The following is a 26,508-nucleotide window of genomic DNA, read 5'->3' on the forward strand; positions in this document are numbered from 1 at the left end:
CCAGGGAGCGGGCAATGGCCATGTGGGAGTTGTAACGGGCGAGACGAACGGAGAGTGATGAGTTTGCGCGGAGGGCGCTCAGGGCCATGCGGCGGTGAGCAAATGCGCGAATTACGGACGGAATGATGGCGTGTTTCATCGGTGTAGCTCCTTCTGCTGAGGAGCTGCCACGTTCGTTACCAAGCGAATGGGTGGCAGCTGTGCGCAGGTTGGTAAACCGGGGCAAAAGGAACCCGGCAGGCACGAATGCCTCCCACGCACAGCCGCCATAACACGTAACTGCGGGCACAAAAAAAGCGCCTGCAATCGTAATGGGGGCGCTGTTGCGCCTTTTGCTGATCGGGTTACCAAGCCCGGTCGCTGAATTTGCAGCGACGGGCAAACCATACCGACGAGCACGACTGCTGGCAATAGAATTTATCGGCCATTTGTCTCTGATCATGAGCATAGCTGTCATGCGGCATCACTCCGGAGGTGCTTGGCCGTTAGGCTTTGGACATAGCGCAACAGGGATGCTTTGCGGGCAGCGAAGTCTTTGCCCTGGCCGATCAGCAGCACGTCACGGATCTCGATCAGGGTGACAAGCAACAATTCATGCGCCGTGAGCTCGTCGCGATTGCGGCCGGCAAACTCGCCAGTGATTACCTGGTTGATGAGCTTCGCTTCATTGATGAAGTGGTGGCGCTGGGGAGTTTTACCGCTCTCTTCGTAAGCGATCGCCAGCGCATCACACAGGCCGCGATAGCCGACGGCCGATTGCTGGCGGGCCTGTTGCCATTTGGCCTGGTCACCACGTACCAGAGCGTCGATCTGCTCGTCGCACCAGATCTCAAAGTCCACTGAGAGCCAGCGGGCGAACTTCACTGCCAGCTTTGGGTGGAGCCAGGTGCCGCTGGTGGAGGTGTTGCCGCGCCGGGTCTTCACCAGAGTAATGTGTGATTTCCCCACATTACTTTTTTCCATTCGCTCAGACAGCCGATTGATGTATTCCTTGGTCGAGTCGAGGCGCAACCACTGCGCAGGCTCTTTGCCAAAGCGCTCCGCTATCTCAGTTGCATGGAGCCAGCCGTCACCATTGAAGCGCACTGCCTGGCCTTCGTAGTCGAAGGGGATGATGCGGGCGCTCATGCTGTTACCTCCGCCGGCGGGTTGGTACTGAGGTAGTAGAGCGCCATGCCCTGGTGAGTGCGCCCTTGATCGTCGGTCAGGGTTAGGCGGTGGGTCAGGATCTTGTGGCCCAAGCCACGCAGCTCATTGATGCGGGCACCAGGGCGAACGATGTTCAGCTCGCGGATGGCGGTGAAGGTATCAATCGGGCCAACTTGCAGGCGCTCCAAAAGGCGAGCGCGTTGTGCGGTTCCGCTGGTATTCTCGACGCGAGTATTTTTGTGGCTGGCCTGTTGGTCGGCCTTTTTTTTGTTCATTAGGCGGCCACCTCGCGCAAAGCGATGCGCTGACGCACCCAAGCCTGAACCTCGGCCAGCACGAAGCCCACCGGCGAGCCGCGCGACTTGCTGTTGCTCAGCGGCACTGGGCGGGGGAAAGTCGGATCGTCTTTGAGGCGCTTGTACACAGTGGGGCGAGCGAGGCCGGTGATTGCTTCCAGATCCGGCATGCGGATCAAGGTGATCGCCGGGTCGAAGTTCTGTGCCGATGCGGCAGATGGCTGATGTGGGGCGTGGATAGTGTGCATTTTGCGTTTCCCGATACTGTTCTAGACGGGAAACAGGATGATTGCGCGACGGTGCTCTCAACAGACCAGCATGCGCGGAGACCGTACCGTTAGCGCGTATACCGTACTGTATGCGCGCAGATGGTAGTCAGTCAGGTCTTTGAACGCACGTGCGCCGTGACCCATCCATAAAGCGTTCTCTCGGTAACTCCGTATTCTCTGTGTTTATTCCGAGCGAAGGCCGTGCGGCTGCTGAAGTTTGACCCGGTATTATCCCAACACAGCAGAGCTGCTGACCTGCTCTCGCTTGTTTCTTTATGTCGAGCATTGGCTGCGAGACTGGCTGCGAGCGAAACCTTTTTCCTCACCAGATCCTCTACCTGCTCGGGGATTCTTTTTTCATTGTCGCGCAAGAAAAACTCGATTCTTTTGCGCATTTCGTGTTCGTCCTGACGCTGCTCTGCTCTACAAATAACCTCCATGATGTCTACCGCGTTGTTGGCAATGGAGCGAAGGCACACCATAGGTAGGTCTGCTTTCAGGACGGGTGGCCACCACTCATCTTCCTGGTATGAAAGGATCGCTTCCCCAATGAGCACCAATGCTAAAACTGCGAAGTATTCGTAGGGTTTTGCGTCAGGGAAATTATCATCATCAAGGTCGACTCCTTTTAAACTATCCTCCAGTGCCTCCAGGCGGGTAGTGTTCTCTTCATTCGGAAAATCGAACTCATCAGAAATGATGTCAGGGTTTTGATCGACCAGCGTTCCCAATCCATATTCCGTCCGGTCCTCCTCGGGGAGATGACGGAGTATCGAGCCATTGGTTTTCACTTGGTGGGTGATCCAAGATTCTTTCTCTTTTTCAAAATATTCGTTGGTGAGCCACTCGATAGTTGAGGCGGCTACTCTGATCTCGTGTTCTGATCGGTTCGCAAGTACCAGCCTGGCGCGTGCTTGCATAACGGGCAGCCGCCATATTGGCTTGAACGGAGCCTCGTCCGTAAAGGCATCAAACTCTTTATCCGTTTCCATGATCAACCCCTATCCCGTCACCCTAGAATGAGAAGCCGGCTGGCCGTATGGGGGGCTTCTCTCCCCGTGCGGCTAATCGGGCTAACATATTGTGTGTGTCTGATAGCCTGCAATTGAACAGCGCTAGATTTCAGTCTATATGTGTCTACGAGTACCTTGGAAGGCCCTGCTCAGGCCCTTTGCCCGAAGTTGCCTTGCACTATTACGCCGCCTGCAAGGCCATCAAGGTAGTTCGCATACCATTGCATCATCGTTTTGCGCTGCGGCAGGTATTGGGCTTTGTTGTAGACCCCGGCAACGCCAGGCTTTTTGTGTGATAACTGGGCCTCGATGTGATTCTCGTCGAACCCGTTCTCGTTGAGCACCGTCGACGCGATATGCCGGAAGCCGTGACCGGTTTGTCGGCCTTCATACCCCATACGGCGCAGCGCCATCAAAAACACGGTGTCACTGCGTGGTTTGGTGTGGTCGCTGCGGCCAGGGAACAGAAGGGGATAGCTGCCGGTGTACTGGCGCAGCTCCTCCAGCGCCTCGATCGCCTGAGACGAAAGTGGCACCAGGTGCTCTAGTCCCTTTTTGCGGCCTTTGCGCTCGACTGGGATCGTCCAGACCTTCTTGGCGAAATCGAACTCCGACCACTGCGCCTCGCGCAGCTCGCTGGGGCGCACGGCGAACAGGCTCAGCAGGCGCAGGCCGAGGCGCACATCGTGGGCGTGCGGATAGGCAGCGATGGCGCGGATCAGGCCGGGAAGCTCATCGGGTGAGACGTGGGCGTAGTTCTCGGCCTTGCCTGACTGGAGGTATTTTTGCAGCCCCTCAAGCGGGTTATGGGTCGCCCGGCCAGTTACTCGGGCGAGGTCGTAGGCGTCTCGGCAGTACGATCGCACACGGCTCATTTGCTCGAGAATTCCCTGCTGTTCCATGCCGCGTAGGAACTCCATCCACTCAAGCGGAGTGATGTCGGCGTAGGGGCGCTTGCCGAACACCGGGAAGACGTGACGTTCCAGGGCACCGATGATTCGCTTGGCGGTGCCCGCGTCCCAGTTGGTGAGACGAGAGGCGTACCACTCCCTCGCCAGTGGCTCGAATGTCTCGCCGGCGATATCTCTTTCTGCTTTCTTGCGGGCTTGCTTGGTAACGATCGGGTTTTTGCCGTCGGCGGCGTCGGTGCGCAATTCGGCAGCTTTCTGTCTGGCGACTGATCCGCTCACCTCGGGGTAACCGCCAAGCCCAAGCCATGACCATTTGCCGTCGGGCTTCTTGTAGCGAAGCTGCCAGGACTTTTGGCCATCGGGCTTCACGCGGAAATAAAGGCCGCTCCCGTCCAGCTCGCGATACTCGTTGGCATCAGGCTCCAGGCCGGCCAATGCGGTATCGGAAAGGGGGCGGCGTTTTATCTCGGATCGCTTCATTTGGGCTTGTATCCCCTCGGTTCAATTATTTTTCGAGGATACACAGGGGGATACACGGAGGGAAGGTACAGGGGGATACAAGGAGAGATAGCCAGAAACAAGAAAGCCCGCACTAGGCGGGCTTCTTGAGGTTGTTTAGAGACTCATGGAGACATCTGTAAACAGGTACTTGGTGGCTACACAGGGACTTGAACCCCGGACCCCAGCATTATGAATGCTATGCTCTAACCAACTGAGCTATGTAGCCAAGTGGCGCGCATTATTCGCGGAGAACGACAAAGCGTCAAGCGTTTTTATTGAATTTTTATCTACGCTTTCAATTGTTTAACGAAAAGCCCTGGCTGGGCCGACGGGTGGCAGGGGGATTTGCAGGTCTTTATGGCACGCCCCGGTCTCCCACATTTGATCGGCGTTGGCTGTCAGGACGTGCGGGGCATGCAGTCGATGGAGCGGTCGATCACGGTCTTGGCCATTTCCAGCAGGTGCCACACGGCGTGGATCTTGGCGCGGTCGTGGGGGGGCAGGTGGTCGCCGCAGTCCAGCACGGTGGCCGAGGCGCTGTGGATCAGGTGGGCGATGTAGAGCTGGGCGTCTTCGAAGCTGAGGTGTTCGTTGACGGCGAGGCAGTCGACCGGGGGATCGGGGAGTGCTTTGGTCATGGTGTGGCTCCTATTGAACGAGAGAGCGACCCCCCACGCTGCTAAACGAGGGGTGGTAGCTGTACGCGGGTTAGCAGACCGGTCAATAGGAAAACCAGCGCACCCGAAGGCGCCCCACGCACAGCCACCATAAGCGGTGACATGAACCATGCGTCTATTGAAACGGGCTGCTAAACCCGATCACTGATTCCAGTGACGGATCGAAGACTAGCCAGCGGTTTCCACAGGCACAAGGCGCCGGGGATTGTCTAGGAAACATCCTTCAAATTAAAGCGATCCACCCTGCTGGCCTTTTACAAAGCGTGACCGCTACAGTCGTTAGCTCCCTAACGGGATAGCCTTGCCCTGGGCAAAAGTGGCACATTGTCGCACCTGCACCTGTGCATTCCCCCGCTGTACGGAACCCTCTTATGGCTCTTAGCAATTCCCCCGCCGCCGGGCAGACCAGCCCGCTGGTCATGCGGATCATCGGCGCGGTGGCGCTGGCGCATTTGATCAATGACTTGATCCAGTCGGTGCTGCCCTCGATCTACCCGATGCTCAAGGCCAGCTATGGCCTGACGTTCACCCAGGTCGGGCTGATTACCCTGACGTTTCAGCTCACCGCGTCGCTGTTGCAGCCGTGGGTGGGTTATTACACCGATCGGCATCCCCAGCCGTTTCTGTTGCCGTGCGGGATGGTCTGCACCCTGGTGGGGATTGTGATGATGTCCCAGGTCGGCAGCTTCCCGCTGATTTTGCTGGCGGCGGCGTTGATCGGGATCGGTTCGTCGACTTTTCACCCCGAGGCGTCCCGCGTGGCGCGGCTGGCGTCGGGTGGGCGCTATGGCCTGGCGCAGTCGACGTTCCAGGTCGGCGGCAACGCGGGCTCGGCGTTCGGCCCGTTGTTGGCGGCGGCGATCATCATTCCGTTCGGCCAGGGCAATGTGGCCTGGTTCGGCCTGTTCGCGGTTTTTGCGTTGGTGCTGCTGTATGCGATCAGCCGCTGGTATCGCACGCACTTGAACCTGTTCAAGCTCAAGGCCGGTCAGGCGGCGACGCATGGCTTGTCGAAACGGCGCGTGATGGCGGCGCTGGTGGTGCTCGGGCTGCTGGTGTTTTCCAAGTATTTCTACATGGCGAGCATCACCAGTTACTTCACGTTTTACCTGATCGAGAAGTTCGACCTGTCGGTGGCCAGCTCGCAGTTGCACCTGTTTCTGTTCCTCGGCGCGGTGGCGGCGGGCACGTTCTTTGGCGGGCCGATTGGCGACCGCATCGGGCGCAAGGCGGTGATCTGGTTTTCGATCCTCGGCGCGGCGCCGTTCACGTTGTTGATGCCCCATGTGGACCTGTTCTGGACCAGCGTGCTCAGCGTGATCATCGGCTTTGTACTGGCCTCGGCGTTCTCGGCGATTGTGGTGTACGCGCAGGAGTTGGTGCCGGGCAATGTGGGGATGATCGCCGGGGTGTTCTTCGGGCTGATGTTCGGGTTTGGCGGGATCGGGGCGGCGCTGCTGGGGCACCTGGCGGACAGTCACGGCATCGAGTACGTGTACCGCTTATGCGCGTTCTTGCCGTTGTTCGGGCTGCTGGCGATCTTGCTGCCGCGCACGAAAAAGGTCTGATACGGTTGGGCAGATATCCCTCTCGCCCAACGGTTGCCAGCTAGGGCTGGACTACGGTTGCAACGGGTTGCGGGTGGCGCGCTTGAGGTGTTCGCGGGCCCGGGACAGGCGTGAACGCACGGTGCCGATCGGGATGTCCAGGGCGTCGGCGGTGTCCTGATAGCTGCCGTCGGTTTCCAGCGAGGCGTACAGGGTTTTGCGCATCTCGGTGGGCAGGTCCTTGATGGCGACCAGGGTTTTTTCCAGGCGGCGGTTGACCTCGAACTCCCAATCCAGATTCTGGCTGTCTTCCTGGCCGTGCCACAGCGCTTCATCGAATTCACAATGCACCGGTTTGGCGTACATGCGCCGGAAGTGGTTGCGGATCAGGTTCTGCGCAATGCCGCACATCCAGGTGCTAAGGGTTGCCTGGCCGCTGAAACGCTCCCTGCTGCGCCAGGCCTCCAGGTACGTCAACTGCAGAATATCGTCCGCATCTTCCGGGTTGAGTACACGCTTGTGGATGAAGCGCCGGAGTTTTTTTTGCTGGTCGTCCGTCAGGTGGAGCATGAATTGAGGCGAGTCGCCAACAAAGTGAGCTAAAGCACCAATAGGGATATCCATGATTTTTTCCTCAGGGTGGGCGCGATCGAAATGGTTTCGATGGGAACCCCTTTAGCACCGGCTGTGCCAAACAGAAAAAAATCGCAAGGTGTTGATTTATATAAATAAATATTTTTTGTTCGGAAGGTTTTGTGCGGTTTCTTGCAAAAGCCCAGGCGGGTTTGTGCCGGTAATTTCAAAACACTGCAGAGGGGAAATTTGTTGGAACCGTAAAGCCAGCGTTTGCCACATAGGGACACAATCTCTTTGTCCTGGCCTGCCCCATGAAAGTCGAATCGATCAACGATGTGCAACCGCTCCAACGCGTGGACCCACCCCGCGTCAGCCCTGAAAAAACAGCGGCCGTGGCGACGGGCTTCGATGAGGTTGCGCAGGTTTTCAACCAAGAAGTCGCGCTCAACAATCAAGCGTTGAACCGGCGCTCGATGGGCCTGGCCGTGCCTGCCGTCGAGCAGCTCGTGCGGCTCTATGATCAGCTTGGCCATCCGGCCCAGGAGACCATCGCGTCCATGGCGCGCCGGGTGCGTTCGCAACTGGCGCACAACGTCAGCGCGGACAAGTGGCTGGCGCTGACCGGAGGCGACCCGGCGCGGGCGTTCGTGGTGCTCAAGTATGTGGCCGCGCAAGCCGAAGCCCGCGCCGCCGACGTGGCCTTGGCGCAAGAGGCGATCGATCGGTTGCAGGTGCGCTACAGGGGCGAGATCCAGGCCGGCCTGAACATTGCCGCGGTGCTGGAGCAGGCCGCCGGCGACCCGCAAGAGCGTCAGGCCGTGCGTGGGCTGTATTACGCCAGTGTGGTAACGCGCCAATCCCTGACTTCGATGATGCAATCGTTGTTGGGGCTGTTCGGCGGGGACCGCTTCGCAGACGGCCTCAACGTGATGCGCCGGGCCCTGGCCGATGACATCGCCGCCCATTCGCCTTCGGTGCCCACGGCGCAGTTGCGCACGCTGCTGTTGGGGTTGCAAAGCTGCGCTCAGTTGGGCGGGGCGTTAGCCAATTGCCAGGCATTGCTGCAGCGCCTGAGCACCGATCAGGACTCGGTGAGTCTGTTGCAGCGCCTGTTGGGGTATACCGCCACGGGTGTCGATTCGGGCGAGGTATTGCGCCTGGCCGAAGACCTCGGTGGCGAGCTGGCGAGCGGCCAACTGGTGTCCCTCAACGCCCTGTACCCGGTGATCCAGCGTCTGCCGCAGACCTTGTGGCGTGACAACCGGGGGCGCCAGGAGGCGCTGCACAAATTCTTGTTGGTGATGGACGAGTTCGCGCGCGTGGAGCGGGGCAGCCCCCGCATTGCCGGCGAGTCGAGGGGGAACGCATGACGGTGCTGGCGACCATCAACGCTGCGTTGCTCAAGGTGGCGCGGCGTGCCGAAGTCTTGGGCGCGGTGGTGGTCATGGCCATTGTGTTCATCTTCATCGTGCCGTTGCCGACCTGGCTGGTGGATATTCTGATCGCGCTGAATATCTGTATTTCCTGCCTGTTGATCGTGCTGGCGCTGTACCTGCCCGGGCCGTTGGCGTTCTCTTCCTTTCCCTCGATTCTGCTGCTGACCACCATGTTTCGCCTGGCGCTGTCGATTGCCACCACGCGCTTGATCCTGTTGGAGCAGGACGCGGGCGATATCGTGGAAGCGTTCGGCAACTTCGTGGTGGGCGGCAACCTGGCGGTGGGGCTGGTGATTTTCATGATCCTCACGCTCGTCAACTTCCTGGTGATTACCAAGGGCTCGGAGCGGGTGGCCGAAGTGGCGGCGCGCTTCAGCCTCGACGCGATGCCGGGCAAGCAGATGTCCATCGACAGCGATCTGCGCGCCGGCTTGATCGACGGCGGCCAGGCCCGCGACAAGCGTGAACAACTGGGCCGCGAGAGCCAGTTGTTCGGCGCAATGGACGGCGCCATGAAGTTCGTCAAGGGCGATGCGATTGCCGGGCTGGTCATCGTGGTGATCAACCTGTTGGGCGGGTTTTCCACCGGCATGTTCCAGCACGGCATGAGCGCCGGCGATTCGATGGCGCTGTATTCGGTGCTGACCATCGGTGACGGCCTGATTGCGCAGATCCCTGCGCTGCTGATCTCCCTGACCGCCGGCATGATCATCACCCGTGCGGCGCCGGATGGGCGCAAGGGTGCCAATAACATGGGCGCGGAAATTGCCCGGCAGATGACCAGCGAGCCCAAGAGCTGGATGATCGCGTCGGTGGGCATGCTGGCTTTCGCCGCCTTGCCTGGCATGCCGACCGTGGTGTTCATCCTCATTTCGCTGATGACCGGCGCCCTCGGTTACTACCTGATGCGCCAACGCCAACGCGAGGAACAGCCCGAAGCCGAAGCCACCGAGGCGGTGCGCCCCGAGGACAACGGCGACGAGGATTTGCGTGGGTTCGACCCGTCGCGGCCCTACCTGTTGCAGTTCTCCCCGGTTCTGCAAGGCTCGCCCGAGGTCACGGAACTGATCCACGGGATCCGCCAGGCGCGCAACGCGATGGTGGCCCATATCGGTCTGACGCTGCCGCCGTTCGAGGTCGAACTCGATGCCTCGCTGGCCGACGATGAGATGCGTTTTTGCGTTCACGAAGTGCCGATGATCAAGGCGTCGGTGGTCACGCTCGTCGCGGTGGAGCGCAAGGCGCTGGCGTCCGAGCCGGCCCACGCGGTGCCGGGGTTGCCCGAGCGCGACGAGCAGGACTGGCTCTGGCTGCCGCCCGACGATCCGCTGCTGGATGACCCGCAGTTGGAACGCTTCAGCGCCACCAGCCTGATCATCGACCGCATGAAGCAGGCCATGATGCTCAGCGGCCCTCAGTTTCTCGGGATTCAGGAGAGCAAGGCGATCCTCGGCTGGCTTGAGCACAACCAGCCGGAGCTGGTGCAGGAGCTGCAACGGATCATGCCGCTGTCGCGCTTCTCGGCGGTGCTGCAGCGCCTCGCGGGCGAAGGCGTGCCGTTGCGTGCCGTGCGCCTGATCGTCGAGTCGCTGATCGAGTACGGCCAGCATGAACGTGAGCCGGACGCCTTGGCGGACTATGCGCGCATCGCCCTTAAATCGCAGATTTTCCACCAGTACAGCGAGGCGGACGGCCTGCATGCCTGGCTGTTGTCGCCGCAGACCGAAAACGTGCTGCGCGAGGCACTGCGCCAGACCCAGACCGGGGTGTTCTTCGCCCTCGATAACGACAGCAGCGCTTCGCTGATCAACCTGCTTAACCAAGCGTTTGCCGTGCGGCCCAAAAGCAAGCGCGTGATGTTGGTCGCCCAGGATCTGCGCAGTCCCTTGCGGACCTTGCTGCTGGAAGAGTTCAGCCATGTGCCGGTGCTGTCGTTTGCTGAGCTGGGAAGTGCATCGAAGGTCAAGGTGCTGGGGCGCTTTGACCTGGGCCAGGACGAACTGATGCGAGGAGCGGCAGCATGAGTGCAACGTACATACCCACGCCAGGGAGGGCTTGCTGATGTTTGAACTGCGCGTGTTGGAGGGGTTGAATCAGGGCGCTGCGTTGCCGTTGTTTGGCGAGCAGTGGAGCCTGGGTTGTCACACGGACGCCGACCTGCTGCTGACCGACGCCGGGGTGGTCGAGCATCATGCGCGGCTGCGGTTGATCGACGGGTTCTGGTCGGTGCAGGCGGAAGCCGGGCTGTTGCAAAGCAGCACCGGGCAGGCGCTGGCACAGATCGCCGACCTGGCGCTCAATACGCCTTTTTCGCTGGGCAGCATTCGCCTGTGCGTCGCCTTGGCCGACCAGCCTTGGCCCCGGGCGGCGGTCGCGCAGGTCACGCCAGCCGCCGAGCCGCGCCAGGAGGCGCCGCCCGCGCTGGTGCTGTCGTCCATCCCGCCGTTTCAGCAGAAGCGCCTGATCAGCCTGGTGCTGGTGTGTGCGGTCATCATTGTGGCGGTCGGCATGGCGTCCACCGGCGAGCATGAGGCCCAGGCGTCGTTGATGCCCGTCGAGCCGCAAAAGCCCAACCTCGGTTCGCCGCTCGAGGTGCGTCAGCAGTTGCTCAAGATGCTCGGCGAGCGCGAGCTGGACCATCGCGTCGGCTTGCAGGTGATCAACGGGCAGATCGCCCTCAATGGCGATGTGTCCCAGGAAGAGGTCGAACTCGTGGCGCGCATGCTCAGCCGCTTTGCTGAACAGTTCGATACCGCCGTGCCGGTGATCAGTCGTGTACGGGTACGTGACAGCATCCTGCCGTTCAAGATCTTGCAGATCGTCGGCGGGCCGAGCGGTCATGTGGTGTTGGAACACGGCGACCGTTTGTTCGTCGGCGATGAAGTGGATGGTCTGCGGCTGGTGCTGATCGACAACAGCAAGGTGGTGTTCGACGGCGCGCAACGCTATGAGGTGCGCTGGTGAGCGGCACGGTGCAGGAGCGTCTCGACGCGTGGCAATTGATTCAGTCCCAGGGCCTGGCCCGTTTCGCGCCGGTGTCGATGCGCGGGCGTATCCAGCGTGTCAACGGCATGCTGTTGCAGTGCCGGCTGCCCCAGGCGCGTATCGGTGATCTGTGCCAGGTCGAAAAAAAGCCTGGCGATTACATGCTGGCCGAAATCATCGGGTTCGATCAGCAGGATGCGGTGCTCAGTGCCCTGGGCAATCTGGAGGGGGTGCGCGTCGGCGCCGCGGTGGAGCGCCTGGGGGTGCCGCACCGGGTGCGGGTCAGCGACGAGCTGTTGGGCCAGGTGCTGGATGGTTTTGGTCGGCCGATTGCCGGCGAGGGCCCCAGTGCGTTCGTCGAGGCGGATACGCCCGACGCGACCACGGTGTTGTGCGAGGCGCCATTGCCCACGGAGCGCCCGCGCATCAGTCGCGCGTTGGCCACTGGCGTGCGCTCGATCGATGGCTTGCTGACGTTGGGCGAGGGCCAGCGCGTCGGGCTGTTCGCCGGCGCCGGTTGCGGCAAAACCACGTTGTTGGCCGAGATCGCCCGTAACGTGGAATGCGATGTGATTGTGTTCGGCCTGATCGGTGAACGGGGCCGCGAATTGCGCGAGTTCCTCGATCACGAACTGGATGACCAGTTGCGTGCCAAGGCCGTGCTGGTGTGTGCCACGTCCGACCGCTCCAGCATGGAGCGCGCGCGTGCCGCGTTCACGGCGACGGCGCTGGCCGAAGGTTTCCGGCGCAAGGGCAAGCGGGTGTTGTTGCTGATCGACTCGTTGACGCGTTTCGCCAGGGCCCAGCGTGAAATCGGCCTGGCCGCCGGTGAACCGTTGGGCCGCGGTGGTTTGCCGCCGTCGGTGTACAGCTTGTTGCCGCGCTTGGTGGAGCGCGCCGGGTTGACGCGCGAAGGCGTGATCACCGCGATCTACACCGTGCTGATTGAGCAGGACTCGATGAGCGATCCGGTGGCCGATGAAGTTCGCTCGCTGCTCGACGGCCATATCGTGCTGTCTCGCAAGCTGGCCGAGCGGGGCCACTACCCGGCAGTGGATGTGCTGGCCAGCCTTTCGCGAATTTTGAGCAACGTTGCCGAGCCTGGGCACATCCAGTCCGGCACGGCGTTGCGCCGCCTGTTGTCGGCTTACCAGCAGATCGAGTTGATGCTCAAGTTGGGCGAGTACCAGCCCGGCAACGATGCGCTGACCGATCTGGCCGTGGACAGCCGCCAGGCGGTGGATGACTTCCTGCGCCAGGACCTGCGTGAACCCTCGCCCATCGCCTCGACCCTGGATCACCTGATGGAGCTGACTGCCTATGTCCCTTTCTGAAGTATTGCCGAGTGACATCGACACCTTGCGGCGCTTGCGTCGATACCGTGCAGACCGCGCCGAGCGGGCGCTGCGCGAGGCCAAGCGGGCGCATCAAACGCTGGTCGCGCATATCCAGCAGGCCCAGGAGACGCTGGAGCAAACGCGCCAGGAAGAGGCCCGGCAATGCGCGCAACTGTTGAATGAACACCAGGGCCAGGTGGTGACCTTCAAGGCGCTGAAAACCTGGAGCGCCAAGGAGCAGCACTTGTCGGCCGGCACCCGCCGCGAAGAAAGCCAGTTGAAGACCCTGCAAGGGCAACGCGAAGAGCAGGCGGTGCAGGTCGGCAGTGCGCAAAAGCACGTGACCTTGTGTCTGCGTCAGGTGGAAAAAATCCAAGAACTCTCCCATTTACTCGCGCAGGAACCGCTATGAACCACGTTTCAGTCAACCCGTCTGAGCGCCAGTACCCGCTTGAGTTCTGGGGCGACCGTGTGCCGGCAATCGACGCGCTGGCGCCTTGGGAGCAACGGCTGTTTGCCCAGTTGTTGAATGATGACAGCGACGACGCGAGCCAATGGCAGTTCCTGGCCGGAATCAAGGCTTCGGGGGAAACCGCCAGGGTCGATGCGTTGAGCGAGCAATTGGTTTCGCGGATGGACGGCGTGTCGCAGTGGCCGCTGACGGCGGTCTTGTATTTGCCGCACCTGGGGCGGATCGACAGCAGCATCGGCCGAGAGCAGGGCGCCTGGAGGGTTGAGTTGCGCGCCGAGCGAGAGGGCACGACGCGCTGGCTCAGCGGGGTACGGCAACAGTTCGAGCAAAGGCTCGCTGCGAGCCTGGCACGGCCGGTCAGCGTGCATTTGGCACATACGGCGCTGGCATGATGATGCCCTCCCTGGCGTTACCCACGGTCAAGGGCGATGTGGCGGCGGCGCGGCAACGGTTGGGGCGCGGATTGCGCATGTCGTACCAGGTTGGCGAGCTGCGCGGAGAGTTGCGGCTGGAACCCGGGGCGGCCCCCATGGGCGTCCAGCCGCTCTGTTTCGAAACAGCCTGCGGCGTATTGGGGTTCAGTGAGCCGGGGCCGCAATTCAGCTTGCTGGGCGAATGCCCGGTGACGTTGGCGCAGGCGGGCAACGATCCGGACTCCTGGTTCTGGGCCCTGTTTCAACATCATTTGAGTGCCCAGGTGCGGGCGCTGTTGGGGCATCTGCGGCTATTGCCCTCTGCCCGGCCGTTGAACTTCGGTTGCCGGTTGTGCGTGACGCTCGGCGCTTCCCACGTGGTGGGCTATCTGTGGCTGTCGACCGAGAGCTTTCTGGCGTTGTGCGAGGCCGGGCCGTGGCGCCGCATGGCCAGCCCGATGCCGACGCGTTTTCAGTTGGCGCTGCCCGTGACGATCGGGCGCCTGCGCGTGCCCCTCAGCCAATTGCGCGGCCTGCGCGCCGGCGATGTGCTGATGTTCGAGCAGGTGTATTTCCAAGCCCATGGCAACGGCCATGTGCAGGTCGGCAGGCAACGCCTGTGCGTGTTTATTGATGATGAATCCGGGCCTGTCTGCCTGACCCTTACTTCGATCGAGGAAGCGCCTTTGGAAGAGGATTTCGCAACACCGCCCTATGCAGGGCATGAAGACGACACGCCGGTGGTGGATGTCTTCGGGCATGAACCGTTCGACGAACTGAGCATGGCGCTCAATGTGCGATGCGGCACGCTCAACCTGACCCTCGGCGAGCTGCGCAACCTGGCGCCCGGCGCGGTGCTGGGCATTTCCGGGTATGCGCCGGGCATGGCCGGGTTGTATTACGGCGACCGCCCGCTGGGCGTGGGGCAATTGGTGGAGGTGGACGGTCGCCTGGGGTTGCAGATGTCTCGTGTGATTTTTTCCCGATGAGTTTTCAAGGCGTAGACCCGATTGTCCTGGCCGTGTTCGTGGGTGCCTTGTCGTTGATGCCCATGCTGTTGATCGTCTGCACCGCGTTCTTGAAGATCGTGATTGTGCTGATGATTACCCGCAACGCGATCGGTGTGCAGCAGGTGCCGCCCAGCATGGCCATCAACGGCATCGCATTGGCGGCGACGCTGTTCATCATGGCGCCGGTGGGCTATGAGATCGCGGAGGTCGTCAAGGTATCGCCCCTGGACTTGAGCAACGTGAGCACGCTGCAACAGACCGGGCTTGAGGCGGTGCAGCCGTTGCGGACGTTCATGGTGCGTAACAGTGACCCGGACATCCTCACCCACCTGCTGGAAAACACCGCGCGCATGTGGCCGCCGGCCATGGCGCAGGAGGTCCAGCGCGAAGACCTGATCCTGCTGATCCCGGCGTATGTGTTGTCGCAGTTGCAGGCGGGGTTCGAGATCGGCTTCTTGATCTACATACCCTTTATCGTGATCGACCTGATTGTCTCCAACCTGCTGCTGGCGCTGGGGATGCAAATGGTCTCGCCCATGACCATTTCCCTGCCGCTCAAATTACTGCTGTTTGTGATGGTGTCCGGCTGGTCGCGGCTGCTGGACAGCCTGTTCCTTTCCTATCTCTGAGCTGCCTATGGAACCGATCGTACTGTTCAAACAGGGCATGCTGCTGGTGGTGGTGCTGACGGCGCCGCCGCTGATTGTCGCGGTGATCGTGGGCGTCCTGACGTCACTGATCCAGGCGCTGATGCAGATACAAGACCAGACGCTGCCTTTCGGCGTCAAGCTGGTCGCCGTTGGCGTCACGTTGGTGGTGACCGGGCGTTGGATTGGCCTGGAGTTGGTCCAGTTGATCAACCTGACGTTCGACATGATCGCCCGTTCGGCCTTGAATTGAGGCGTGCCCATGCTGCTCTATCTTGATTTACTGCCAAGCCTGCTGATTGGCATGGCACGCATCTACCCCTGCGCTTTTCTGGTCGCGGCGTTCTGTTTCCAGCACATTCGCGGCATGCCCAGGCACGCCGTGGTGATGGTCATGGCGTTGATGCCCGCGCCGGGTATTCATGCGGCGCTGATGGGGCAGGAACTCTCCGCGATGATGTTGGGCGCGCTGGTGCTCAAAGAGGCGATCCTGGGCGTTTTGCTGGGGGTGTTGCTGTCGATGCCGTTCTGGATGTTCGAGTCGGTCGGGGCGCTGTTGGACAACCAGCGCGGGGCTTTGGCCGGCGGTCAACTCAACCCGTCGCTGGGCCCCGACGCCACGCCGATCGGGCATTTGTTCAAGCAACTGGCGATTTTTTTATTGATGGCCAGCCTGGGCCTGGGCGCACTGACCCAGGTGATCTGGGACAGCTACCTGATCTGGCCGCCGACCGTGTGGTTTCCGTTGCCTGCGGCCAATGGCCTCAGTGTGTTTGTCGAGTTGGTCGGCGACACCTTCACTCACATGATGCTGTACGCCGCGCCCTTTATCGCCGTACTGCTGTTGCTCGAGTTCGGCGTGGCACTGTTGGGGATCTACAGCCCGCAACTGCAGGTGAGTACGCTGGCCCCGCCGATCAAATGCCTGGCCGGCATCGGTATTCTGCTGCTGTATTTCGCCCTGCTGCAGGACTTGATCGTCGGGCGCATGGCGCTGCTGAGTGACCTCAAGCATTCCCTGGGCCTGCTGTTCAAGGGGCCTTTTACATGAGTGATTCAGGGGAAAAGAAACACCCCGCCAGTGCCAAGAAACTGCGTGACCAGCGCAAGAAAGGCCAAGTCGCGCAGAGCCAGGACGTGGGTAAGTTGCTGGTACTGACGGCCTTGAGCGAGATCGCCTTGTTCACGGCCGACACCAGCATGCAGCGCTTCCAGCAGATGATCGCACTGCCGCTGGCGCGCATAGGGCAACCCTTTGCGCGCGCCCTGGAAGAAGTGCTGACGGAGGCGCTGGTGTTGTTTTTCTCCTTCGGCCTGCTGATGGTCGGGGTCGCGATCGGGGTGAAGCTGATCAGCAGTTGGATGCAGTTCGGCTTGCTGTTCGCCCCCGAATCCCTGAAGTTGGACTTCAACCGGCTGAACCCGCTCACCCAGCTCAAGCAGATGTTCTCCGCCCAATCCCTCATGAACTTGTTGATGGGCATCGGCAAGTCATTGCTCCTGGGCTTGATACTGTACGTGGTGATTGGCCCGTCGCTGGGCGCCCTGATCAACCTTGCCAACAGCGATCTGCAAACCTACATCCTCGCGCTGATCACACTCTTTCGGCACTTGTTGCACGCGTGTCTGGGGGTGCTGCTGGTGCTGGCGCTTATCGACCTGACGTTGCAGAAGTACTTTTTTGCCAAGCGCATGCGTATGACTCAGGTCGAGGTGGTCAAAGAGTACAAAGACATGGAGGGCGATCCCCACGTCAAGGGCCAGCGGCGCTCGTTGGCCTATCAATTGGCCCAGGAAGAACCCAAGGTCAAGCTACCCAAGCTGGAGGAGTCGGACATGCTGGTGGTCAACCCGACGCACTTTGCCGTCGCGTTGTATTACCGCCCCGGCCAAACGCCGCTGCCGAAACTGGTGGCCAAGGGCACGGACGCGAATGCGCGTAAGCTGATTGATCGAGCCAAGGCGGCGGATGTCCCGGTGATTCAATGCGTATGGTTGGCCCGCACGCTGTACGAGGCAAAACTGGGGGCGGGCATTCCGCGCGAGACCTTGCACGCGGTGGCGTTGATCTACCGTACCTTGCGCGACCTCGACGATGAGGCCAAGCGTGAAACCCTCGAGTTGCCGGAGCTGGAGCAGCGCTGATCAGCGGTTGGCGAAACCATCCAAGGCGTCGAGATCGGCCAGCGACAGCATTCGGCTGAGGACTTGATCCACGGCCTGAAGCTCGGCGGGCAGGGCGTGCCAGATCACCAGTGCGCCCTGGGCATCGAGGTAGATATAGCAGCCATCAAATACCACTGCCTGATCGAAGCGGCGTTCCAGCACGCGTTGCAGTTGCCCGGCTTGCAAGGCCGCCTGGCTGATGTGCAATGCCAACCCCGGGCGGGCGTTGGCGTGCCGTGTGTGCAGGGCGATGCCCAGACACAACGGCAGGTGAGCGGCATCGCCGCTCACCAGGCTATCGAAGAATGCCTGCCGATGCCGCTCATCGTCCGGCACCCTCCCGGCGTTCATCGTTCCAGCGACACCGTTTGATAGTCCGAACGCTCCCCGGCCGGGCCGGGTTCGACGCGCATGTGCGGCGGCCACCAGATCACCAATTTATCGCTGGTCGATTGTGGGCGTGAGCAGGAGTCCCCTTTGCAGGTCGGGGTGCAACCGCTGATGAACAACGCGGCAATCATCAGGGTGGCGCACAACAGTCTTGGCTTCATGGCGTGGTCTTCCGGGTTGGCGTGAGCAGGGACGGGCGCGGCACACTCAGGTGTTCATCCTTCACCACCGGGCGCATGGCGATGAACACTTCGGCTTCTTCGCCCGGCTTGAGCCAGGCGCGTGGCCAGACGGTGACCGCCAGGGTCTCGGAGTTGCTGCATTCTTTTTCATCGATGCGGACATTGCGCTTGTACTGATTGCGCAGCACCACCACGGCCACGTTGAACTGCGGGCCGGCATACCACTGGCTGCGCTCGGTATTGAGCGCCAATAGCTCGCGAGGGGTACACAACGTGTTCAACGCCAGCGGCATCGGTGCGGCCTTGAAGGCTTTGGGCACTTGCCCGCTGACCAGATGCGCCAGGATGCTGGTGATGTCGCTGCGGTTGATCACCGGCTGATGTGGGGCCAAGCGCCGTGCCAGGGGTTTGAGTGCGGCCTGCAACTCGCTCTGGTCGGCCTGCGGCAAGTAACGCGATGGGTCGGACTGATCGCCGATCACGCGCGGGGTGAGAATGAACAAACGTTCGCGCCGGTTGTTCTGGCGTTCCGTCGAAGAGAACAGCGCTTTGCCCAGCAACGGAATGTCCCCCAGCAAGGGGATCTTGTTTTGCTTGTCCGCGCTGTTCGTTACATGGAAACCGCCCACCACCAGGGAGCGTTTTTCCGCCATGACGGCCTGGGTGCTGACCTTGCCCCGACGCACATCGGGGCCGATGCGTTCGGGGTTGGACTCGTCGAAGTTACCGTCTTCGATGTCCACCGCCAGGTGGATCTGATGACCACCGCGGCTGGTGATGACGCGAGGCACGACCTGGAAACTGGTGCCGACGGTGATCGGCAGGATGGTCGCGTTCTCGCTGCCGGCCGTCAGGTACTGGGTGCGGTTGAAGTCGATCACCGCCGGTTGGTTTTCCAGGGTGAGCACCGATGGGTTGGAGACCATGGTTGCCAGCCCGCGCGCTTCCAGGGCGCGCACGTCGGCGTAAAAGCGGTCGCGGTTTTCGATCGACAATTGTGATGAGGTGCCGGGCGCCATGTTGACCCCGCCGCGGAAGCGACTGTTTTGAAAGCCCCAGTTGACGCCGAACTCACGTAATTGGGTGCGTTCGATGTCGAGGATGATGGCGTCGATTTCCACCAGTTTGCGCGCCACGTCGAGCTGACTGATCAGCTCGCGGTACATCCCCTGACGCTCCGGCAGGTCATAGATCAGAATCGCGTTGTTGCGCACATCGGCCTCGACGCGGATTCGGCTGGGGTTGACCGGCGCCCGCGACGTCAGCGCTATGCCGGCGTCCACCGGCCCGGTTGGCGCGGGTGTGCCGAGCATCTGCCCCAGCAGCGGGTTGCTCAGGCGCGGGAACGCCGGCGTCAGGGGCGCGGGCTGGGACTGCGCGGGGGAGCGCTGAGTCATGCCGGTGAGCATCGCGGGATTGCGTGGGTCGAGCAGCCCGCGCAGCATGGTAGCCACGCCGGGGATGGTGATTCTTTCGTTGCGGTATTCCATTTGGCGGTCCGCGGCGTTGGCGAACTTGAGCGGATAGCTCAACACGCTCTGCTTTTCGTCCGGTGAACGGCGCTGGCTGCTGAACTGCTTGATCTGTTCGATATAGCGCCGGGGGCCGGAGACCAGGACGACACCGTCCTCCGGCAATTCGCCCCAGCCGAAACGACTGTCGAGCAGGCCGATATCGGTCAGCGCCTGCTTGAGGTCGGCAATGGTTTCGGACGACACCTCCAGGCGTGCGGACTCTTGCTGATCGAGGGTGCTGATGTGCAGGGTGTTGTTGTAGAGATACCACTGGAAGCGGTGTTCAACGCCCAGCCTGTCGAGCAGCGACTGCGGGGTATTGGCGCGTATCTTGCCGTTGACGTTGCCCTCCAGCAGGCCCTCGATCTGGAGTTGGGTGCCGAAGGTCTGGGCAAAATCTTCCAGGACTTCACGTAACGGCTTGTGCTGGGCTTCATAGGCGTATGCCGTGTTCTTCCATTCGGCGGGGATGGCGGCGAGGGCGCCTGGCGCCGGGGCCAGCAAGCAGGTCAGGGCGATCAGGCACCGCCAATCGGCGCGTCTGGATGAAGTTTCGGGCGGGTCAATGCGCAAGCTGTCGCGCTTGTGGATCTTGTTATGCATAGAAGCTTCTCTGATTAGTACAGCAACGAACGTAGGGAGGTGGGGTTGCGTCGAGGCGCCGGTCTGTGGAGGCGCGCGACGGTGGCGCGCCAGGTATCGCGTTGGTTGAGCAGGGACTCGAGGCAGAGCTGCAGCTGCTGTTCGTCGTGCTTGTCATGCAGGCAATGCATCAGCCAGAGCGCGCCACTGGCCGGCGCCTGGGCGAGAGCGCCTGGAAAGTGTTCCAGGCTGACCTCGCCCAGGCGCAGCCAGCTCAGCAGCAATGATTTGTCCGGGCGAAGTGGCGTCAACTGGACACTGAGCAACAGGCTGTTCGAACAATGACGCAGGATAATTTCGTCATTGTTTTCGAATAACCTCAATTCTCCGGAGCCGCGTTTCAAACACTCGGCCAGCAGCGCGTTCAAGTTACTGACCGCTGTCCAGGCCTGACTTCAGGAGCATATGTTTGACGCGGGCATGCTCATTGAAGACGTATTCGGAAGTTCGATGCTTGGCGACAAGATCGAAAAAAAAGGCAAGGTCTTCTTCAGACCCGGAATTGGTTTCTGCGGCGAGGTTGAGGTCACGTTTAACCTCCCTCGCGTCGTTTAAAAGCCGATTGCTGTAACCGTCGTAATAGTTCATGGATTCACTCCGTTGGGATGTTCTCCTTTTTGGTTTGTATTTCGAATTGGTTCCATGTGCGGCAATTTTTATTTCATGAAGTGTGTTTAAAACCCGTTGTCTGAAGGGCTGTCATCGGGCTTCATGAAAATATTGATCAAGGACGTCCAGTCAATCCGGAAGTCCCCTTCTTCGGTGGTCAATATGAGCGATTGCAGTTTGATCGTATCGTCGGCGCGCAGTGTCCAGTGCGTGCTGCCGCGGTTGGTCAGGCATGCCCGCACCGCCTCCAATTCGAGCGGGTGGCAAACCAGTGTTGCCTTCACCGCTGGCACATGGCTCGCCAGTAATTGCTTGATCAGGGCGGCCATGCGTTGGGGCGCGGGGGTGTCTTCAAGCAGCAGGTGAATGGCCTGGTTGGCGATCGAGGTGGCGTATTGTTCAAGGCTGTCGCACAGGGCCTGACGCTCGATTTCCCAGCGTTTGAGTTGTGCATTGGCACGTTGCCATACTTCAACGCTGACTTTTTCCAGCAGCGCTTCACGTTGGGCGTGTGCCGTCTTCAGCAACTGCCTGGCCTCGGCTTTTGCCTGGTCCACCACATTGCTGGCCTGGGTATAGCTCGCCAGTGTTTCGCAAGAGATCAGGCTCCCCGGCAGGGGCGGCGCGCCCCCGGGCGAGCTGATTTTATATCGGCATAACATCGTTAATCTCCGTGCCCCTCTGAGGCGGCAGCGCTACTGTTCCTGTTCATCGCGCCAATGCGCCACGCCACCGCATGCCAAAGGGTATCGAGGCGGCTATGGGAGTCGCCGAGCGACAGGGCTTTTTCGTCCAGATCCAAAATGCGCCGGCGCGCAAAACGCAACCGGATGCGCTGCCAGGTGGCCGGCGTGACCCAGGCGCGGAGCAATTGCAGCGGGTCATTATCGGGTTGCACCATATCCAGGGGCAGGGCCTTGGCCAGCCTGTTGCACCACTGTCGATGGTTGTCATCGAGTGCGGTGGCATAGGCGGGACGGCAGATGCCGTCAATCAGGGCGAGCCCCAGGTCGAGTTGATCCGTGGGGGCGAGTGCCAGTTGCAGGAGTGCGGGGTCGGGCATTGGCGGCAGGCAAGGGGCAACGCCATAAGGCGTGCCCGTGACGACCTGCCGGCTGCGGTGCAGCTCATTCAGCGCGGCGTGTTGAACGGGGGCTTTCCAGTCTTCGTGGGCACACAACCAGGGCGCGGACCACCATTGGGCCCATGAGAGATTACTCATTGCGGGCCTGGACAGGCGCATCCGGGGATGGGCCGTCTGACAGCGCGTCTGCGGCTCTTTGTGTGCGTTTATGCCAGAACATGCCCGCCGCGATCATCAGCGCCAGGGCGATCAGCCCGAATGTCACACTGGCCCGCCAAAAACCGATGTCATCTCCCGGAACCAGGAACGGCCCGAAGTAAGCCAACCGTTGCTGCTCTAAGTAAGCGGTTGCCGGCACGAAGACGACCGTCAGTTTTTGCGGGTTTTCCACCGCGGCGGTCATCCCCGGAATACTGCTTGCAACCATCCTGCGCACCCGGGCCCTGATATTGTCGGGGTCGAGTCGCGGGTCATGCTTGATGAACACCGAGGCGGAGGCGGGTTGTACCGGTTCCCCCGGAGCGACGCGCTCGGGCAGCACCACGTGTACGCGAGCCACGATGACACCATCAATGTTCGACAGCGTGGTCTCCAGCTCCTGGGACAGGGCATAGATGTAGCGTGCTCGTTCTTCAAGCGGCGTGGAAATAACCCCCTCTTTGCGAAAGGTGTCGCCCAGCGTCGCGCGCGCGACCCGCGGGAGGCCGGCGGCCTCCAGCGTTCGCACAGCGCGGCCGATATCGGTTGAGTTGACCACCACCACAACGCCATCTTTCGCGGGAACCTTGGTGGCGCGGATATGTTTGTCCGCCAGTTCCGCAACGACCTCATTGGCCTCTTGTTCGGTTAACTGACGATGAAGTTCGACACGGTCACTGCAGGCATTGAGCAAGAATGAGAGCGACAGGATTACTAGGATAAGCCGCGGGCGAGTCATGTTGGCCTACTGGAGGTTGCTGATTTTATCGATGCACTGCGCGGTTTTACCGACGCTCTTCGACAACATATGCGTCAGCAGGAGTGCGTCGGAAAGTTGCCCCGGGTATTTTCGCGCCTCTTCCAGTTTGTTCTTGCTGCTTAATGCCCGCAGGCTTTTGGTCATACGCTCAGTCATGGAATTGAGCTTGCCTGCGGCTTCGGAAAGCACATTCGGTGGCAGCGCATGATCGACCGCGGTATTCGCAACTGGGGAAGGCATGAGCGTTGAGTTGAAAAAGCTGACATCGGTGGCCGAGTGGGAGGCCTCCTGTATGCCCGAGGTGCCAGGGAGTTGATTGATTTCAGTCGTGCGGATGCTGCCTATCATCATGTTGCCCTGTCAGATAAGGGTTAGAGGATGAGCGTGTATATGACAACGCTCGTGGCGGTATGGCCTTCCCGGCATCGACTGTCGAGAAGGCCAGCAAGCGTTCAGCTATTACAGGCGGAGCATGTCAGCGGCTGCTTTAATACCGTTGGTATTAGCGTTCTCTGCTGCTTTATATGCGTTTTTTACGCCATCTTTGCGCTTCTTTGATTCTACAGCCTCCATACCAGCATCTGCCTCATCAGCAGACATATTGTTGGCGTCACCGCCACCATAGGAGGCGCCAGAATACGAGCCAATCGAACCGATAGTCATGTTGTTTTCTCCGTGCTTGACGTTAGTTTTACTGGAGTCAGCGATACATCAAAAGACGCTGTTGCACACCTGTATCGCTGTTCCATGACTTATGTGGCTAAACGGATTCATGCGTTCCATATGTTGCGGGAAGGTATGTTTCAAAAGATGTTATTGCGTTAACAGGGGCGGCACCCTGTTTCAGTTGAGTGATATTCCCAAATGCTTTATTCGGTGGTACAGCGTTCGCTTGGCGACGCCTAAAGCGATTGCCACACTGTCCACACAGTGGTCGTGTTGACGAAGCGATTCTTCAATCAACGATTTCTCCATCTGTTGCAATCGTGTCTTCAGGTTCAATTCAAGTTCATGTCGGTTGATCACCGCGGTGGATAACGGCGGCAGGCCCAACACGAATCGCTTGGCCGTCGAGCGCAGTTCGCGCACGTTGCCCTTCCACGGGTGGCACAGCAGTTGTTGCAATAACTGCTTGCTAGGGGGCGACGGCGCGGCGAGCCGGAAGTGATCGGCCTCTTGCTCAATCATGTCCAGGAACAAGGGAATGATCCGCTCTCGCCGATCCCGTAAGGCTGGTAGGTGGATATTGACCACATTCAGACGGAAGTAGAGGTCGCGTCGGAAAGTGCCTTGCTCGACCATTTCGTGCAAGGCGTGCTGGGCCGAGGCGATCACACGCATGTCTACCGGGATAAATCGTGTAGACCCCAGGCGTTCGACCCCGCGTGATTCCAGTACACGTAACAGCTTGGCTTGCAGCGACAGCGGCATGCTGTCGATTTCGTCGAGGTATAGGGTGCCCAGATGAGCGGCTTCGACAAACCCCGCGCGAGATTGCATGGCGCCCGTGTAGGCGCCGCTGTTGACGCCGAACAGTTGGCTTTCGGCCAGGGTTTCCGGGATGGCGGCACAGTTAACTGCAACGAAGTTTCCTTTGCGACGAGACAGCTGATGGATGCGTTGCGCCAACGTATCTTTACCTGTGCCGGTTTCTCCCAAGAGGAGAATATCGATATCGAGAACGGCCGTATTGTTCACGGTCGTTTCGATGGCCGGGCAATCGCTAAAGGTCATGTCCGTTATAAGAACGTTTTCGCAGAGCGTCGACATCGTGTTGTGCTCCGATACTGTTGCCACGTCAGGAGGGCAATTAACCTATGGGCCGGCACGCAGTTAAACAGGAAAGCTTAGTGTTGTCATGATGCGCTGCTTGAGCTGTAGAGTCGCTCGGGTACTTGAATCGCAAGAACTATAAAGTTGCAAGCGCTGCTCGGGGTAGTTGCCCGTGGTTGGTGTAAGATAAATCTTAGAGTGATGAGGAATAGTTGGGATGTTTGATGAGGGTGCAGTTATGTTGCGGTGTGTGTTCTAGAATTCTCGTTATTTTATAATGTGTGGCGATGTTTCACTATCTTGATGCATCGCCCTTTATAGTTCGGCTTCTACCGCAATCAACGTTTGCACGTTAAATCAGCCAGCTAGACAGCCCACTGCCCGCACAAAAACCCACCAGGGCTGGACCCCCTCACCCCGCACATGGATAGCCATTAAAAAAAACAGCCCTTTGGCACCGATAACATCGTTTCTCGGGCGCACGGGTTTTCAATATATTGGCCGCCAGATCCGATTAATGATTCAACATTCACCACTCTCAGTGCGAGTAGTCTTAATGAACAATAAACCTGACAGCACAAGGCTTGAAAATGCCGGAGCGGGGACCCGGGCGGTCTGGGGTGGGGAGCAAGTCAGGCACCCCTACAATGCCACTCAAACACCTATCGTGGTCAGTGCCGCTTACGGTTACGACGACATCGACGTCTGGTACGACGTTGCTCTGGGCAATGCTCCGGGCTTTATCTACAGCCGCATGAGCAACCCGACGGTCGAGACCCTCGAAGCCAAAATCCGCGAGTTGGAACATGCTGAGTCCGCCGTGGCCTTCAGCAGTGGCATGGCGGCGATCAGCAGTGTGCTTTACACCTTCCTGGCCCACGGCAATCGTGTGGTGTCCACTAAGGACAGCTATGGCGGAACCAACAAGATTTTCGAAGAGTTCCTGCCGCGCATGGGCGTCGAGGTGACCTTGTGCGAGACGTTCGATCACGAGGAGATCGAGCGTGAAATCGCCAAAGGCTGCCAGTTGGTGTACCTGGAAACACCGACCAACCCGACCCTGAAAATCCTCGATATCCAGCGTCTGGTGGCTGCGGCCAAGCGCGTCGGTGCCGTGGTGGTGGCGGACAACACCTTTGCCACGCCGCTGAATCAAAACCCACTGGCGCTGGGCGTGGACGTGGTCATCCACAGCGCGACCAAGTTCCTCAGTGGTCATGGCGATGTGCTCGGCGGCCTGGTATGCGGCAGCGAATCGTTGATGGCCAAGGTTCGTCATTACCGGGAAATCAACGGTGCGACGCTCGATCCCTTCTCGGCCTACATGATCATCCGCGGCATGAAAACGCTGGTGCTGCGCCTGCGTCAGCAGCAACACAGTGCCCGTGCCCTGGCAGAGTTCCTCTGCACCGAACCGTTGGTGGCGTCGGTGAATTATCCCGGCTTGACCAGCCACCCGAACCACGCTGTGGCGTGTGCGCAAATGTCCGGTTTCGGTGCCATCGTCAGTTTTGTCCTGGTCGGTGGCATGGACACGGTCAAGGTGCTGTTGCCGCGCCTGCGCTTTGCTCACTGCGCGGGCAATCTGGGCGCGGTGGAAACCATTTACGGTCCGGCGCGGACCACCAGCCATGTGGAGAACACGCTGGAGGAGCGTCTGGCCCTGGGTATCTCCGAAGGGCTGGTACGCGTCTCCGTCGGCATCGAAGACACCGATGATTTGCTCGACGATCTGCAGCAGGCGTTTGCCTTTGTCAGGCATTCACGGGATGAACAGCTACCAGCAAGCAAACAGCCCTCAATCAATGAAACATGCACTGAGGTAGCCAGTTGAAGTTTTAACGTTACTCCCTCACGACAGGGCCGTTAGTGAGGCGTTCATGAAGCGGAATAATAATAAAACCCAGTGGCGACATTTTTTGACTCTGCCCAGTAACTCAGCGCAGACGTT

General features: G+C 60.2%; 32 protein-coding genes and 1 tRNA gene. 13 read left to right on the top strand and 20 right to left on the bottom strand.

The window, feature by feature from the left end:
- Positions 1 to 453 precede the first annotated feature (453 nt).
- From C8K66_RS15090 to C8K66_RS15120, 7 genes are all read right to left on the bottom strand, one after another.
- Positions 454 to 1,128, bottom strand: coding sequence for a KilA-N domain-containing protein (locus C8K66_RS15090; RefSeq protein ID WP_108525272.1), 675 nt, complete (start codon positions 1,126 to 1,128; stop codon positions 454 to 456).
- On the bottom strand, positions 1,125 to 1,424 hold the full coding sequence (locus tag C8K66_RS15095; RefSeq protein WP_108525274.1) for a helix-turn-helix domain-containing protein: 300 nt from the start codon (positions 1,422 to 1,424) through the stop codon (positions 1,125 to 1,127). The genes C8K66_RS15090 and C8K66_RS15095 overlap by 4 nt, the downstream gene beginning before the upstream one ends.
- Positions 1,424 to 1,693, bottom strand: coding sequence for an AlpA family transcriptional regulator (locus tag C8K66_RS15100; RefSeq protein WP_108525276.1), 270 nt, complete (start codon positions 1,691 to 1,693; stop codon positions 1,424 to 1,426). Before C8K66_RS15100 ends, C8K66_RS15095 begins: the two co-directional genes overlap by 1 nt.
- 131 nt (positions 1,694 to 1,824) lie before the next feature.
- The gene (locus C8K66_RS15105; protein ID WP_108525278.1) at positions 1,825 to 2,706 is read right to left on the bottom strand and encodes a hypothetical protein; all 882 of its coding nucleotides are present in this window, start codon (positions 2,704 to 2,706) and stop codon (positions 1,825 to 1,827) included.
- Between the two features lie 170 nt (positions 2,707 to 2,876).
- The gene (locus C8K66_RS15110; protein ID WP_108525280.1) at positions 2,877 to 4,118 is read right to left on the bottom strand and encodes a tyrosine-type recombinase/integrase; all 1,242 of its coding nucleotides are present in this window, start codon (positions 4,116 to 4,118) and stop codon (positions 2,877 to 2,879) included.
- Between the two features lie 170 nt (positions 4,119 to 4,288).
- Positions 4,289 to 4,365, bottom strand: a tRNA-Met gene (locus tag C8K66_RS15115).
- A gap of 172 nt (positions 4,366 to 4,537) precedes the next feature.
- Positions 4,538 to 4,777, bottom strand: a complete 240-nt coding sequence (locus C8K66_RS15120; protein ID WP_079442814.1) for a hypothetical protein — start codon at positions 4,775 to 4,777, stop codon at positions 4,538 to 4,540.
- Positions 4,778 to 5,187: 410 nt separating this feature from the next.
- On the opposite strand from C8K66_RS15120, the gene C8K66_RS15125 reads away from it, so the two are divergent.
- Positions 5,188 to 6,384, top strand: coding sequence for an MFS transporter (locus C8K66_RS15125; protein ID WP_046384781.1), 1,197 nt, complete (start codon positions 5,188 to 5,190; stop codon positions 6,382 to 6,384).
- A gap of 51 nt (positions 6,385 to 6,435) precedes the next feature.
- Here C8K66_RS15125 and C8K66_RS15130 read toward each other — a convergent pair whose 3' ends face one another.
- Together C8K66_RS15130 and C8K66_RS31310 are read right to left on the bottom strand one after the other, a co-directional pair.
- Positions 6,436 to 6,987, bottom strand: coding sequence for an RNA polymerase sigma factor (locus C8K66_RS15130; RefSeq protein WP_026139726.1), 552 nt, complete (start codon positions 6,985 to 6,987; stop codon positions 6,436 to 6,438).
- Complete coding sequence (locus C8K66_RS31310) at positions 6,963 to 7,472, bottom strand: hypothetical protein (protein WP_256590926.1); 510 nt, start codon at positions 7,470 to 7,472, stop codon at positions 6,963 to 6,965. Before C8K66_RS31310 ends, C8K66_RS15130 begins: the two co-directional genes overlap by 25 nt.
- Here C8K66_RS31310 and C8K66_RS15135 point away from each other — a divergent pair.
- Genes C8K66_RS15135 through sctU form a run of 11 tightly spaced genes read left to right on the top strand, consistent with a single transcriptional unit; the run spans position 7,446 to position 17,384 of the window.
- Complete coding sequence (locus tag C8K66_RS15135; RefSeq protein ID WP_231589991.1) at positions 7,446 to 8,309, top strand: TyeA family type III secretion system gatekeeper subunit; 864 nt, start codon at positions 7,446 to 7,448, stop codon at positions 8,307 to 8,309. The two genes, C8K66_RS31310 and C8K66_RS15135, sit on opposite strands and share 27 nt — an antisense overlap.
- Positions 8,306 to 10,399 carry a type III secretion system export apparatus subunit SctV gene (gene sctV, locus C8K66_RS15140; protein ID WP_017844429.1) on the top strand — a complete coding sequence of 698 codons (2,094 nt, stop codon included), beginning with the start codon at positions 8,306 to 8,308 and terminating at the stop codon, positions 10,397 to 10,399. Before C8K66_RS15135 ends, sctV begins: the two co-directional genes overlap by 4 nt.
- Before the next feature lie 37 nt (positions 10,400 to 10,436).
- Positions 10,437 to 11,339 carry an FHA domain-containing protein gene (locus tag C8K66_RS15145; protein WP_046384779.1) on the top strand — a complete coding sequence of 301 codons (903 nt, stop codon included), beginning with the start codon at positions 10,437 to 10,439 and terminating at the stop codon, positions 11,337 to 11,339.
- Positions 11,336 to 12,694, top strand: a complete 1,359-nt coding sequence (locus C8K66_RS15150; protein ID WP_046384778.1) for a FliI/YscN family ATPase — start codon at positions 11,336 to 11,338, stop codon at positions 12,692 to 12,694. The genes C8K66_RS15145 and C8K66_RS15150 overlap by 4 nt, the downstream gene beginning before the upstream one ends.
- Positions 12,681 to 13,109 (top strand): YscO family type III secretion system apparatus protein, encoded by a 429-nt coding sequence (locus C8K66_RS15155; protein WP_108525282.1) that lies wholly within the window; start codon positions 12,681 to 12,683, stop codon positions 13,107 to 13,109. The genes C8K66_RS15150 and C8K66_RS15155 overlap by 14 nt, the downstream gene beginning before the upstream one ends.
- On the top strand, positions 13,106 to 13,561 hold the full coding sequence (locus C8K66_RS15160) for a type III secretion system HrpP C-terminal domain-containing protein (RefSeq protein WP_046384776.1): 456 nt from the start codon (positions 13,106 to 13,108) through the stop codon (positions 13,559 to 13,561). The genes C8K66_RS15155 and C8K66_RS15160 overlap by 4 nt, the downstream gene beginning before the upstream one ends.
- Complete coding sequence (locus C8K66_RS15165; protein WP_017844424.1) at positions 13,558 to 14,571, top strand: FliM/FliN family flagellar motor switch protein; 1,014 nt, start codon at positions 13,558 to 13,560, stop codon at positions 14,569 to 14,571. The genes C8K66_RS15160 and C8K66_RS15165 overlap by 4 nt, the downstream gene beginning before the upstream one ends.
- Positions 14,568 to 15,221, top strand: coding sequence for a type III secretion system export apparatus subunit SctR (gene sctR / locus C8K66_RS15170; protein WP_046384774.1), 654 nt, complete (start codon positions 14,568 to 14,570; stop codon positions 15,219 to 15,221). Before C8K66_RS15165 ends, sctR begins: the two co-directional genes overlap by 4 nt.
- A 7-nt stretch (positions 15,222 to 15,228) precedes the next feature.
- Complete coding sequence (gene sctS, locus C8K66_RS15175) at positions 15,229 to 15,492, top strand: type III secretion system export apparatus subunit SctS (protein ID WP_017844422.1); 264 nt, start codon at positions 15,229 to 15,231, stop codon at positions 15,490 to 15,492.
- Positions 15,493 to 15,501: 9 nt separating this feature from the next.
- Positions 15,502 to 16,290, top strand: coding sequence for a type III secretion system export apparatus subunit SctT (gene sctT / locus C8K66_RS15180; RefSeq protein WP_017844421.1), 789 nt, complete (start codon positions 15,502 to 15,504; stop codon positions 16,288 to 16,290).
- On the top strand, positions 16,287 to 17,384 hold the full coding sequence (gene sctU, locus C8K66_RS15185) for a type III secretion system export apparatus subunit SctU (RefSeq protein ID WP_046488028.1): 1,098 nt from the start codon (positions 16,287 to 16,289) through the stop codon (positions 17,382 to 17,384). Before sctT ends, sctU begins: the two co-directional genes overlap by 4 nt.
- Here the strand turns inward: sctU and C8K66_RS15190 are convergent, their stop codons facing one another.
- From C8K66_RS15190 to C8K66_RS15240, 11 genes are all read right to left on the bottom strand, one after another.
- The gene (locus tag C8K66_RS15190; protein WP_017844419.1) at positions 17,385 to 17,756 is read right to left on the bottom strand and encodes a hypothetical protein; all 372 of its coding nucleotides are present in this window, start codon (positions 17,754 to 17,756) and stop codon (positions 17,385 to 17,387) included.
- Positions 17,753 to 17,956, bottom strand: a complete 204-nt coding sequence (gene hrpT / locus C8K66_RS15195; RefSeq protein ID WP_108525284.1) for an HrpT family type III secretion system protein — start codon at positions 17,954 to 17,956, stop codon at positions 17,753 to 17,755. The genes C8K66_RS15190 and hrpT overlap by 4 nt, the downstream gene beginning before the upstream one ends.
- Positions 17,953 to 20,094, bottom strand: coding sequence for a type III secretion system outer membrane ring subunit SctC (sctC, locus tag C8K66_RS15200; RefSeq protein WP_057005745.1), 2,142 nt, complete (start codon positions 20,092 to 20,094; stop codon positions 17,953 to 17,955). The genes hrpT and sctC overlap by 4 nt, the downstream gene beginning before the upstream one ends.
- Before the next feature lie 14 nt (positions 20,095 to 20,108).
- On the bottom strand, positions 20,109 to 20,456 hold the full coding sequence (locus C8K66_RS15205) for a type III secretion protein (RefSeq protein ID WP_226926247.1): 348 nt from the start codon (positions 20,454 to 20,456) through the stop codon (positions 20,109 to 20,111).
- Between the two features lie 46 nt (positions 20,457 to 20,502).
- A complete protein-coding gene (locus C8K66_RS15210; protein ID WP_026139725.1) occupies positions 20,503 to 20,721 on the bottom strand; it encodes a hypothetical protein in 219 nt (72 codons plus the stop codon).
- Positions 20,722 to 20,807: 86 nt separating this feature from the next.
- On the bottom strand, positions 20,808 to 21,404 hold the full coding sequence (gene sctL, locus C8K66_RS15215) for a type III secretion system stator protein SctL (RefSeq protein WP_017844414.1): 597 nt from the start codon (positions 21,402 to 21,404) through the stop codon (positions 20,808 to 20,810).
- Positions 21,405 to 21,406: 2 nt separating this feature from the next.
- A complete protein-coding gene (locus tag C8K66_RS15220; RefSeq protein WP_046488039.1) occupies positions 21,407 to 21,964 on the bottom strand; it encodes a hypothetical protein in 558 nt (185 codons plus the stop codon).
- Positions 21,957 to 22,763 (bottom strand): type III secretion system inner membrane ring lipoprotein SctJ, encoded by an 807-nt coding sequence (gene sctJ, locus C8K66_RS15225; protein ID WP_026139723.1) that lies wholly within the window; start codon positions 22,761 to 22,763, stop codon positions 21,957 to 21,959. The genes C8K66_RS15220 and sctJ overlap by 8 nt, the downstream gene beginning before the upstream one ends.
- Before the next feature lie 6 nt (positions 22,764 to 22,769).
- Complete coding sequence (locus C8K66_RS31315; RefSeq protein ID WP_232566224.1) at positions 22,770 to 23,135, bottom strand: hypothetical protein; 366 nt, start codon at positions 23,133 to 23,135, stop codon at positions 22,770 to 22,772.
- A 108-nt stretch (positions 23,136 to 23,243) separates the two neighbouring features.
- Positions 23,244 to 23,447: a hypothetical protein gene (locus C8K66_RS15235; RefSeq protein ID WP_017844410.1), complete on the bottom strand. Its 204-nt coding sequence runs from the start codon at positions 23,445 to 23,447 to the stop codon at positions 23,244 to 23,246.
- Between the two features lie 180 nt (positions 23,448 to 23,627).
- Positions 23,628 to 24,554, bottom strand: a complete 927-nt coding sequence (locus tag C8K66_RS15240; protein ID WP_017844409.1) for a sigma 54-interacting transcriptional regulator — start codon at positions 24,552 to 24,554, stop codon at positions 23,628 to 23,630.
- A 559-nt stretch (positions 24,555 to 25,113) separates the two neighbouring features.
- Between C8K66_RS15240 and C8K66_RS15245 the strand changes: the two genes are divergently transcribed.
- Positions 25,114 to 26,391 carry a cystathionine gamma-synthase family protein gene (locus C8K66_RS15245; RefSeq protein ID WP_046384767.1) on the top strand — a complete coding sequence of 426 codons (1,278 nt, stop codon included), beginning with the start codon at positions 25,114 to 25,116 and terminating at the stop codon, positions 26,389 to 26,391.
- The last annotated feature ends 117 nt before the right edge of the window (positions 26,392 to 26,508 follow it).

Source organism: Pseudomonas sp. GV105 (assembly GCF_003058185.1).
In the GTDB taxonomy this organism is placed as follows: Bacteria; Pseudomonadota; Gammaproteobacteria; order Pseudomonadales; family Pseudomonadaceae; genus Aquipseudomonas; species Aquipseudomonas veronii.